Here is an 11121-nt window from a genome sequence, read left to right as displayed (position 1 = left end):
GGCCCAGGCCGCCCGCCACCCGTGATCCCCCGCCCGGGTTCTCACCCCCTTTTCGCACAAGGAGTTCCCGCCATGGAAACCTCTGCCACGGTCATCGCCGTCTTCGTCGCCTACTTCCTGCTGGTCCTGTTACTGGGCATGTACCACCGGAAGGGAATCGCGACCCAGGAGGACTTCTCCGTCGCCGGTCGGAAGGTGTCGTTCTGGCCCATGATCGGCACCGTGGTCGGCACCAACATCGGCGGCGGCACGCTCGTCGCCGTCACCGCCGGGGCCTACGAAACCGGGCTGACCGCCGCCGTGCCGTTCCTCTCCGCCTACGCGTTCACCATGGTCTGGGCGCTGCTCTTTGTCCGCTACATCAACCGCATCAAGCAGTTCACGCTGCCCGACTTCTTCGCGCTGCGGTTCGGCGAACGGGTGCGGGTACCGGCGGCGGTGTTCACGATGGCCCGCTCGGTGGTGCTGACCGGCATGCAGATCCTGGCGATGGCCGGGGTGATGTCGGTGGTCCTGGGCTGGTCGATGGAACTGTCGATGATCGTGTCGGTCCTGGTCACCGTCGTCTACTGCCTGATGGGCGGCATGCGTTCGGTCATCGTCACCGACGGCGTGCAGACCATCCTGCAGACGATCGGCCCGATCGTGTTGGTCATCGCGCTGTTCGCCGATGTCGGCACCGCACCGCTGACCGAACCCTCGGTGGCCGGAACCTGGAACCCGGCCGCCACCGGATGGGGCGTGTTCTTCGGTGTGATCGCCGCATCCGGCCCCTACTACTTCATCTACCAGCCCATGTGGCAGCGCGCCTACGCCGCCAAGGACGAGCGGACCGCGTTCCGCGGGATGACCATCGGCACGCTGCTCTCCTTCGCCAGCCTGCTGCTGCCGGTACTGGTCGGTGTCCTGGCGCGCGACATGGTCCCCGACAGCGTCGCGCCCGAACAGGCCCTGTCGTTCCTGTACCTGAACCAGATGCCCACTTGGATCGGCGCGCTGTTCGCGGTCTCCCTGATCGGGTCGATCATGTCGGTACTCGACTCGATGGTGCTGGACGCGACCGCCAACTTCGTCCGCGACATCTACCAGAAGCGGATGGGCGTCAACGACCAGGCGCGGTTGGTCCGCGGCGCCCGCCTGTGCACCATCGCGGTGTGCGGCATCGGCCTGCTCCTCGCCTTCACCATCCCCGACCTGAGCCAACTGTTCGTGCTCGGCAACGGAGTCGCCACCGGCGGCCTGTTCGTGGTCGCCGTCGCCGCGTGGCTGTCGCGGCGCGCGACCGCCACCGGCGCGTGGTGGGCGATCGTCGGCGGGGGAACCGCCACGGTTGCGGTCGCGGTCGCCTCCTGGGTGGTGAACGGCGACCCCGCCGCCGGGTTCCTCGGCATCACCCCGGTCTACGCCGCGTTCCTGGTCGGCGCGGCCGCCCTCGTCATCGGCAGCCTCCTGTCCAAGCCCGACCGCGCCGCCGACCCCGACGCCACCCACATGGCGTCGCAACGCAGCAGCACCGCCGCCGCCGAACCCCCCGCGGCGCACGCACCGCAACCCAACCGAGAAGAGGGGCACCAATGACCGAACCGACCCGAATAGCAGTACTCGGCCTGGGATTCATGGGCCGGCGCTACGCCGCGATCGCCGCCGACCTCGCCGGCGCCCGCCTCACCGCCGTGTGCGACGCCGACGAGGGCCTGGCGACCGGCACGGCCGAGCAGTACGGCGCCACCGCCTTCACCGACCACCGGCGGATGCTCGATTCCGGTGCCGCCGATGCCGTGATCGTCGCCCTGCCGGAGTCCGCGCAGACCGATCCCGCGATCGCGGTGGCTGCGGCCGGCCTGGACCTGCTGCTGGAGAAACCCGTGGCGAGCACCCCGGCCGATGCCGAGCGACTGGCCGCCGGACTCGACGGCACCGCGGGCACCCACGCCGCTGCGCACCTGCTGCGGGCCGACCCGCGGTACCAGGCCGCAGCCGCAGCCGCTGCGCAGCCGGACTTCGGTCCGGTCGTGCACATCACCGGCGTGCGGCGCAGCCGGCAGCAGACGGCGCGGCGGGTCGCCGGGCGCACCTCGCTGCTCTACTACCTCGGCGTCCACGACTTCGACGCCGTCGCGTGGCTGGCAGGCAGCCCCGTCCGCACCGTCCACGCCATCGCAAACCGGCCCGGCGGCTGGGAGTGGGACGTCGACGCGACCACGCTCGTCTCGCTTACCTGCGGCAACGGCGCGGTCGCCTCATTGGAACTCACCTGGGTCGTCGCCGACACCAGCCCGCGCGGTCTGGAAACCCGCATGTTCGTCGCGGGAACGGGCGGGAGCCTGGAGATCGGCGGCGGCGACGAGGTCATGGTCGCCACCGCCGCCGGGCAGCAGGCCCACGACGCGCTGCACTGGCCCGCGGCCGGCGGACGCGTCGTCGGGTCGCTGCGCAACCAGGTGGAGCAATGGGTCGCCGCGGCGCGCGGGCGCGGCAGTGCCGCCGCAACGATCGAGCAGGGCCTCGCTGCGGCGCGGGTCGCGTTCGCGGTCGAGGAGTCGCTGCGCACCGGACACCCCGCGGAGGTCGCACAGTGACCGGGAACGGACCCGGCGGCAGCACAGCCGCAGGCGGCAACGGAGCAGGAAACAACAACCGAGCCGGCAGCGGCAACGCAGGCGCCATCAGCACCGCCTACCTCGACGCTCTGCGCGAGACCACGGCACAGCGGGTGCGCCAAGCCGAGCCGCCCGGATCACCGCACCAGGGCGCCGGCGCAGCGGTGCACGACCGCCTCGGCGCCGCGGTCCGGCGCGACCGGTCCGACCTGCTCGCCCTCAGCCGCGACCTGCATGCCCACCCCGAGCCGGCCTACGAGGAGCACCATGCGGTCGCGGCGGTGGCCGCGCTCCTGCGGCAGCGCGGCCACGAGGTGCAGACCGGCGCGTTCGGGTTGCCTACCGCGTTGCGGGCACGCGCCGGGCACGGCTCGCCCAGGGTCGTGGTCATGGCCGAGTACGACGCGCTGCCCGGCATCGGCCACGGCTGCGGACACAACGTCATCTGCGCCGGTGCGGTCGGCGCCTGGCTGGCGCTGGCCGACCGGATCGGCGAACTCGGCGGGACCGTGGAACTGTTCGGCACACCCGCCGAGGAAGGCGGCGGCGGCAAGGCGCACATCATCGCCGCCGGCGGGCTCGACGGAGTGGACGCCGCTGTGATGGTGCACCCGTTCAGCTACGACGTCGCGACCCTGCCCTTCCTCGGTCGGCGGGCGGTCGACGTCGTCTACCGCGGTGCCGCAGCGCACGCGGCGGCAATGCCGTTCATGGGGCGCAACGCTCTCGACGGCGCGGTGGGCGCCTACAACGGGATCGCGGCACTGCGCCAACACCTGCCGGCCTCCGACCGGGTGCACGCCATCATCAGCGACGGCGGTGACCGCCCGAACGTGGTGCCGGCTCGTGCCGCACTGCAGCTCTTCGCCCGCTCGGCCCACCCGGCGACGCTGGAGGACCTGTGCGCGCGCCTGGACGCGGTCTTCGACGGCGCCGCCCGGGCCACCGGCACCAGCGTCGAGGTGACCTGGGATCCCGTGCCCGCGTACCTGCCGCTGAAGCACAATCACGCACTGGCGGGGCGGTGGGCGCACCACATGGCCGGCCGCGGCCGCCGGGTGCTGCCCGACGGGGTCGTGCCCGAGACGTTCGCCGTCTCCACCGACTTCGGAAACGTAAGCATGCAGGTGCCGTCCATCCACCCGATGATCGCCATCGCGCCGCCGGACGTGTCGCTGCACACCGAGGAGTTCGCCCGCTACGCGGGTGGGGCCGAAGGCGACGACGGCGCCATCGCCGGAGCGCACGGGCTTGCGGCCACGGTCGCCGACTTCCTCGCCGACCCGGAGCTGCGCGCGGCGGCACGGGCCGAGTTCGCCGCGGGGAGCGGCGGTTGATCAAGGCGAGGGCGCCGCGGCGGCGGGCTCGGCGGGCTCGGCGGGCGCGGTGCGGTCGAGCAGGTGCAGGTAGTGGTCGAGCCGGGTGGCCGCGGTGAGCATGGCCCGGCCCCGCGCGGTGAGCTTCTGCTGCCAGTCGTCGAGCGAAGCCGACAGCGAGCCGGTGCCGCCGGCCGTGCGGACCTGGTGGACCACATCGGCGATGTGGTCCAGCAGGTAGCCGCCGCGCCGGAGGAGGTGGGCGAGCTCGGCATCGCGGATGTCGCCCGGTCCGAAGACGCGGTACCCGGTTTCCGGGTCCCGCGCAGGGGCGATGATGCCCGCATCCTCCCAGTTGCGCAGGGTTGCCGGGGTGACCCCGAGCCGGTGGGCGAGTTCGCCGATGGTCCGGACATCGGGGCCGATCGGCCGGTCGGCGGCGGTGCCGGACTCGGCGGTCAGGTGGTCCACGGCCTTGCGCACCCCGTCGAGGGTTTCGCGGTCGCGGAGCAGTTGGCTGTGGCCGCCGTCGATGATCGCCAGCGCATGGTCGAGCCCGCCGCCGTGCAGCGCGTTCATGATCCGGCCGGCGGCCGCGTAGCCGTAGGCCGGCACGAGCGCAAGGTAGGCACGCAGCGCCGCCGCGTGCGCCTCGGTGTAGATCCGGTACCCGCTGGCCGTCCGCTCAGCGGGCGGAACGAACCCGTCGCGCTCGTAGTTGCGGACGGCCTGGGTCGAGATGCCGTGCTCGCGCGCGAGGTCGGTCGGTCGCATGGTTATCACCCGATTGAGACTTTACTGCATGCCCGGCCTGGAAGGGTCGGCGAAGCCTCAACGGGACTGCGGTGCCGGATTGCGGAGACGGTACGGTCCCGTTGGTCATCCGATTCCTCCTGGTGTTCGGTTCGAGGCCGGCCATCCGGGAGAGCCTGCTTGCGCACCTCACCCGGTCGCGCCATACGGCCTGATTCGGTCGCCCGAAACCGAGGCCAGACCCCGGCGCCGCGGCGGCCGGGGACCCGCTCGCCGTTCCGGGCGAGCGCCCGTGCCACCAGAATCCGGCGGCGGCGCCGGCGGCGGCCGCGGGCGCCCCGCCGGCCGCGGGACCCGCGCCCGGCAGCCGGGGCTTGACCGCGGTACCAATGGCGGTGGCATCCTGGTCGCGCTCTCCCGCGGTGACCCGACGCGGCAGGCGATTCACCGACCCACCCCCGCCCCGAGGATCCCCCATGACCGCCGTGCCCGCGCGCGCCCGCGTCCTCGCCGTGCTCATCGCCGTTGCCCTCGCCATTTCGACCACCGCCGCCATGGCGCTGCCCGCGCCCGCCGCCCTTGCCGACACCCGGCACAGCGGCGACCTGCACCTGGCGTCCAACCCCGACTGGATGAGCCGCCTACCGGACGGCACCGGCCTGGCCGCGCTGTCCATCCCGGGCACCCACGACACGATGGCCTACGACGCCTCGATCATCTCGCTGACCCAGGAAAGCCCGCTGCCCGAGCAACTGGACGCCGGTGTGCGGGCCCTGGACATCCGCACCCGCCACCACAACGACGCGTTCCCCATCCACCACGGGTCGGAGTACCTGCACGCCAACTTCGCCGACGTGGTCGCCGCCACCACCGACTTCCTGCGCGCGCACCCCGGCGAGACGGTCCTGATGCGGGTGAAACAGGAGCACACCGCCGAGGGGAACACCCGCAGCTACCAGCAGACCCTGGACTGGTACATCAACGGCAACCCGCAGACCCGCGACCGGCTCCAGCAGCACCTGTGGCGGCCGCCGGCCGGCTACGACGGGCGGATCCCCACTCTTGGCGAGGTACGGGGCCGGATCGTCATCCTGCAGGACTTCGGCGCCGACCGCGCCTACGGGCCGCTCTGGAACGGCGAGCGGCTGGACATCCAGGACGACTACCACCTGCCCACGGTGTTCGACATCCCGCAGAAGTGGGACGCCGCCCGCGCCCACTTCGAGCGCACGGACGCGGGCAGCCCTGACGTCCTCTACGTCAACCACCTCAGCGGTTCGGGCGGAGCGTTGCCCACCTCCATCGCCCACGGCACCCTCGGGATCGAGGGCATGAACTCGCGTGCGCTGAACCACTTGGCCGCCGGGAACGTACAGCGCACCGGTATCGTCATGGCCGATTTCCCCGGCCCCGATCTGGTGGACGCCATCATCGGCCGCAACTCCCGCTGACCCGGCCGGTAGAGCGGACGCGGGAGAGCAGGCCGGGAGCCGGCCCGGGGGAGCGGGAATCGCGGAACGGGCCAGTGGCGCGGCGCTGACACCGGTGCCGCAGGGCCCGGCGAACCGGCGACTTCGCCGAAGTACGCGCATGGACAGGGCGCAACGTCGTACCATCCTTACGCAGCGTCACGAGTAATCGGCGGGCGCGCCTCCCACCAGCGGCGCCATCCCATCCCCGCACCCCGGCCGTTCCTCAGCGTTGCCACGCCCACAGGCAGGAGCGCACCGATGAACGAAACGCCCGAATGGATGAAGTCCGGCGCCTCGGCCGATGCCGCCGCGCGCGACATCGACACCAGCGTCGCCCATCCCGCCCGGATCTGGGACTACTGGCTCGGCGGCAAGGACAATTTCGCCGCCGACCGCGACACCGGCAACCGGATCCTGGCCGCCATCCCCACCATGGTCAACAACGCGCGCGCCGACCGCGCCTTTCTCGGCCGGGTGGTGCGCTACCTGGCCACCGAGGGCGGTGTGCGCCAGTTCCTCGACATCGGGACCGGTATCCCCACCGCCGGCAATACCCACGAGATCGCCGCCGGTGTCGCGCCCGGGTCCCGCGTGGTCTATGTCGACAACGACCCGGTCGTGCTCACCCACGCCCGCGCGCTGCTGACCGGCGGCGGGGACGTGACCACCGACTACATCGACGCCGATCTGCGCGAACCCGGTCCCATCCTCACCGGCGCCGCGCGCACTCTGGACTTCACCCGCCCGGTGGCCATCATGCTGCTGGGCATCTTGGAGTTCGTCCCCGATGCGGTTCAAGCGCGGGCGCTCGTCAAGCGGCTGCTGGAGGCCGTGCCCAGCGGCAGTTTCCTGGTGGTCTCGCACTCCACCAACGAGGTCGACCGCGAGGGCATGGACGAGGCGGCCCGGCTGTGGAACGCGTGCGGCTCGACCCCGCTGACCCTGCGTAGCACCGCCGACCTGCGCGAGCTGCTCAAAGGGCTGCACCCGGTGGAGCCCGGTGTGGTCTCGTGCGCGCTCTGGCGCCCCGACCCCGCGGACGTGGGCACTCCCGCACCGGTCGCGCAGTTCTGCGGCGTCGGCCGCAAGCCCTGACCCGCCCCGGCGGCGGGCGCACCTGCCCCGCCGTCGGCCGCCGTCCGCGGTCCCGGCGCCCGCCTGTGCCGCCGACCCGGCAGCGCCGGTGCCCAGCGCCGCTGCGTCGCGCAGCGGCACGGCACGGATAGCGGCGATCGGCTTCCCCTGAAAGGGAGGGAAGGTGGCCGGGCACGGCATCCGGGCCCGGGCGCCGCCCCCCGGAACACAGCCCCATTCCGTTCGCTACTTGGAAAAGGGCAACCCGCTACTGCCCGTTGCCGCCCGGGTGCCGCTTTCCCCGGCATTCGGCCGGCTCAGGTGTGGTTGGAACCGGTGGCGTGGTGATGGGGGATGTCGTGGACAGCGTGGTCGGCGTAGCCCAGGGCTTCGTTGACCAGGGCGGCCAGGTGGTCGCTGGTGATGCGGTACTGCATCCTGCGGCCCTCGCGCCGGGCGGTGACCAGGCCGGCCAGCCGCAGCCGCCCCAGGTGTTGCGAGACCGACGAACGCGACGCGTCCACCTTCGCGGTCAGGGTGGTCACGTCGTGTTCGTCGCTGAGTAGCCGGAGCAGGTGCAGCCGGGTGGGATCGGCCAGTAGTCCCAGGACCTCGGCGGCGGCGCCGTACTGCTCCTCGGAGCCGGGAGCGGTGGTCTCGTTGTCATGTGCGCGCATATTTGCATAATCTCGGCTGGAGAGGCCTGGACGCAACCCGCCCGGCCTGCGACCTCCAGACGAAGGGCCGGTCCCCATGGGCGCACAGCACGAGCACCACCAGCACGGCCACGGCCATGCCCATGGCAACGGCGGTACCGATGCTCACGGCCACGGCCACGGCCACCGGGGCGGGCGCGGCACACGGGCGGTCTGGGAGCGGGTGCGCCACGCCCTCACCCCGCACAGCCACGACACCGCCGACCGGTTCGACTCCGCGCTGGAGGCCAGCCGGTTGGGGGTGCGCACCCTGGTGTGGTCGTTCCTCGCGCTCATGGCCACCGCCGCCCTGCAGGCCCTGGTCGTTGCCGCGACCGCCTCGGTGGCGCTGCTGGGCGACACCATCCACAACTTCGCCGATGCCTTGACCGCGCTCCCCGTCGGCGCCGCGCTCCTGCTGGGGCGGCGCGCGGCCACCCGCCGGTTCACCTACGGGCTGGGCCGCGCCGAGGACCTGGCCGGGGTGATCGTGGTGGCGCTCATCGCCGCTTCGGCCGCGGCGGCGGGATACGAGGCCATCCGCCGCCTGGCCGATCCCCAGACCGTGAACCACCTGTGGGCGGTGGCGGCGGCCGGCGTGATCGGTTTTGCAGGCAACGAGCTGGTCGCCCGCTGGCGCATCCGCATCGGGCGGCGCATCGGCTCGGCCGCGCTGGTCGCCGACGGCGCCCACGCCCGCGCCGACGGGTTCACCTCCCTGGCGGTGGTGGGCGGCGCGGCCGGGATGGCGCTGGGTTTCCCCCTGGCCGACCCGCTGATCGGTCTGGCCATCACCGTCGCGATCGCGTTCGTGGGCTACGGCGCGGCCCGGCAGGTGGGCGGTCGGCTGCTGGACGCCGTGGACCCGGCCCTGGTCCAGGCGGCCGAGGACGCCGCCGCGGCGGTTCCCGGGGTGGCCGGTGTCGGGCAGGTGCAAATGCGCTGGACCGGTCACAGCCTGCGCGCCGAACTCTCGATCAGAGTGCAGGCGGGCCTGAGCGTCGCCGAGGGGCACGGCATCGCCCACCGGGCCGAACACGCACTGCTGCACGCCCTGCCCCGGCTCGCGACCGCCGTGGTGCACGTCGAACCCGACCGCGGCGCCCAAGACGCCCACGGTGAATTGGCGCACCACCACCGGCCGTAAGGATGCGGTGTACGGCCTGCGGCCCCGCCGGGCCGCCGCCGCTCAGCCGTGCGGTGCCGTGGCTCGCAGGCCGGCCAGCACCACCGCGACGATGCGCTCGGCGTCGGCGCGGGTGAACGCGCGCACGCCGCGGTTAACGATGAGGTGTACCGGGCCGGAGAGCATCTCGCCGAGAAACGAGCTGTCGACCGGGGGGAGTTCGCCCCGCTCGACAGCGGCGTCCACCCGTTGCCGCATGGCGGCCACGCGGTGCTCCAGGATCCTGGCCACCGCTTGGCGGACGGTGGGGTTCCCGCCGGCGCTGTAGATGGCCAGTTCGAGTGTCCGGCCGAACGGCGTTTCCAGCCCACCGGCAATGTCCATCAGGAACTCCGCCAGATCCCGGTGGAGATCGCCGGTGTCGGCGACCGATGCGAGGTCCTCTGCGAAGTCCAGCAGGGCTTCGACGACCAGTTCCTCGCGGTCGGGCCAGTTGCGGTAGACGCTGGTCTTGTGCACGCCGGCGAGCTCGGCGACCTCCTCGTAGCGGAAGCCCGCGATGCCGTCGCGTGCGACGAGTTCGGTGGTGGCGGCGAGGATCTGCGCTCGCACCCGCGCGTTGCGGCCGCCGGGGCGCCGCGCCGGCGCCTGGTCGGCGGTCCGGTCGGTCACGCCTGCTCACCTCCTCCATCTCACTCCGGGGTCGATTGTCGCCACCTTGGTCGTTGCGGTGCAAGCCGGTCGCCAGTAAGCTGCTAAAAGCAACAGTTCGTAGCTTTAGTGCAGCTTTAGTGTCCGGGTTGCCCAACCGCGCCCCGTCTGCCGACCGCCGACCGTACTGCTCTGCTCTTCCCCCTTGATTTGCCCACCGGCGGGCCGCTGCTGACCCGACCGGCATGTCCACTCAGCCATGTTTGGAGCACAGATCGTGAACATCCTCATTTCCGGAGCCGGTGTCGCCGGCCTGGCCGCGGCGCTTGAGTTCGGCAACCGCGGCCACGACGTCACCGTCGTCGAGTACGACCGCCACCTCCGGCTTGCCGGCACGCCCATCGACATCCGCGGCGATGCGATCGAGACCGCGGGGCAAATGGGACTGCTCGACAAGATCCAAGAGCAGCGGCTGCGGATGACCGAGACCACCTGGTTCGTCGACGGCGACGGCGAGCAGGTGGCCCGAGTCCCCATGGCCCAGATCAGCGACTCCGACGACGACATCGAGATCCTCCGCGCCGACCTCGTCCGCATCCTCGCCGGATCGCTGCCCGACCCCGCGCCGATCCGCTTCAGCGACTCGATCGACACCCTGACCGACGACGGTGACGGCGTGGATGTGCGCTTCGCCTCCGGCCGCACCGGGCGGTACGACGTGGTCATCGGTGCCGACGGCCAGCACTCCGCGGTGCGCAAGCTGGTGTTCGGGCACGAAAGGGACTGCGCCCGCCACCTCGGCGTCTACATCGCGATCGCCGCCCTCCCCAGCGAGGCGGGGAACAAGGGCTTCAACTCGATTTACAACGTCCCCAGCCGGATGGCGGGCATCTTCCGCTACAAGGACACGGCCTTGGCGGCCTTCCAGTTCCGCTCGGAGCCGCTCGACTACGACCGCCACGACCGGGACGCCCAGAAGAAGATCCTCACCGACATCTACGCGGACCACACGTCGTGGCGAATCCCGGAACTGCTCGATGCGGTCCGCGACGACCCCGAGTTCTTCTTCGACTCCGCGAGCCAGATCGACCTGTCCACGTGGCACCGCGGGCGCGTCGTCCTGATCGGGGACGCCGGGTACAGCGCGGCCTTCCTCTCGGGCCGGGGCACGTCCCTCGCGCTCACCGGCGCTCGCTTTCTCGCCGAAGAACTCGACCGGTGCGGCGGCGACCACACCGCCGCGTTCGAACGCTACGAGGCCCGCCAGCGCCCCTACGTCACCTTCGCCCAGAACAGCGTCAACGACGGCCGCGACCGCATCCTGCCGGTCACTTGGGCCGACATCGCCGCCCGCAACGAGGCCCTGAAAGCGGCAGCGGGCACCGACGCGAGCTGAACCCGCCCAACGGGACCGCGCGACCTTACCCTCCGATG

Annotated in this window: 10 protein-coding genes; 7 read left to right on the top strand and 3 right to left on the bottom strand. The window is 72.1% G+C overall.

All coding sequences use genetic code 11. The annotated features are described in order from the left end of the window. Nucleotides 1-72 precede the first annotated feature (72 nt). The 3 genes from ACYVD5_RS05165 to ACYVD5_RS05155 are packed head-to-tail and all read left to right on the top strand — an operon-like array spanning nt 73 to nt 3937. On the top strand, nt 73-1578 hold the full coding sequence (locus tag ACYVD5_RS05165) for a sodium:solute symporter family protein (RefSeq protein WP_460999743.1): 1506 nt from the start codon (nt 73-75) through the stop codon (nt 1576-1578). Further along, nucleotides 1575-2579 (top strand): Gfo/Idh/MocA family protein, encoded by a 1005-nt coding sequence (locus ACYVD5_RS05160; RefSeq protein ID WP_460999742.1) that lies wholly within the window; start codon nt 1575-1577, stop codon nt 2577-2579. The genes ACYVD5_RS05165 and ACYVD5_RS05160 overlap by 4 nt, the downstream gene beginning before the upstream one ends. After that, nucleotides 2576-3937, top strand: a complete 1362-nt coding sequence (locus tag ACYVD5_RS05155) for an amidohydrolase (protein WP_460999741.1) — start codon at nt 2576-2578, stop codon at nt 3935-3937. Before ACYVD5_RS05160 ends, ACYVD5_RS05155 begins: the two co-directional genes overlap by 4 nt. Here ACYVD5_RS05155 and ACYVD5_RS05150 read toward each other — a convergent pair whose 3' ends face one another. Continuing rightward, on the bottom strand, nt 3938-4690 hold the full coding sequence (locus ACYVD5_RS05150; protein WP_460999740.1) for a TioE family transcriptional regulator: 753 nt from the start codon (nt 4688-4690) through the stop codon (nt 3938-3940). A gap of 455 nt (nt 4691-5145) precedes the next feature. Between ACYVD5_RS05150 and ACYVD5_RS05145 the strand changes: the two genes are divergently transcribed. Together ACYVD5_RS05145 and ACYVD5_RS05140 are read left to right on the top strand one after the other, a co-directional pair. Continuing rightward, a complete protein-coding gene (locus tag ACYVD5_RS05145; RefSeq protein ID WP_460999739.1) occupies nt 5146-6120 on the top strand; it encodes a phosphatidylinositol-specific phospholipase C in 975 nt (324 codons plus the stop codon). A gap of 279 nt (nt 6121-6399) precedes the next feature. Next, the gene (locus ACYVD5_RS05140) at nt 6400-7236 is read left to right on the top strand and encodes an SAM-dependent methyltransferase (RefSeq protein ID WP_460999738.1); all 837 of its coding nucleotides are present in this window, start codon (nt 6400-6402) and stop codon (nt 7234-7236) included. 296 nt (nt 7237-7532) lie between these two features. Here ACYVD5_RS05140 and ACYVD5_RS05135 read toward each other — a convergent pair whose 3' ends face one another. Then, on the bottom strand, nt 7533-7892 hold the full coding sequence (locus ACYVD5_RS05135) for an ArsR/SmtB family transcription factor (protein ID WP_460999737.1): 360 nt from the start codon (nt 7890-7892) through the stop codon (nt 7533-7535). 76 nt (nt 7893-7968) lie between these two features. Here ACYVD5_RS05135 and ACYVD5_RS05130 point away from each other — a divergent pair, with 76 nt between their 5' ends. Next, the gene (locus ACYVD5_RS05130) at nt 7969-9057 is read left to right on the top strand and encodes a cation diffusion facilitator family transporter (protein ID WP_460999736.1); all 1089 of its coding nucleotides are present in this window, start codon (nt 7969-7971) and stop codon (nt 9055-9057) included. A gap of 42 nt (nt 9058-9099) precedes the next feature. On the opposite strand, the gene ACYVD5_RS05125 is transcribed toward ACYVD5_RS05130, so the two are convergent. Then, the gene (locus ACYVD5_RS05125) at nt 9100-9708 is read right to left on the bottom strand and encodes a TetR/AcrR family transcriptional regulator (protein ID WP_460999735.1); all 609 of its coding nucleotides are present in this window, start codon (nt 9706-9708) and stop codon (nt 9100-9102) included. Nucleotides 9709-9964: 256 nt separating this feature from the next. Here ACYVD5_RS05125 and ACYVD5_RS05120 point away from each other — a divergent pair, with 256 nt between their 5' ends. Next, nucleotides 9965-11083, top strand: a complete 1119-nt coding sequence (locus ACYVD5_RS05120; RefSeq protein WP_460999734.1) for an FAD-dependent monooxygenase — start codon at nt 9965-9967, stop codon at nt 11081-11083. Nucleotides 11084-11121 lie beyond the last annotated feature (38 nt).

This window comes from Streptomonospora sediminis (genome assembly GCF_054778995.1).
The sequence above is the reverse complement of the archived record's forward strand: the minus strand, read 5'-3'. Positions and strand labels throughout refer to the sequence as shown.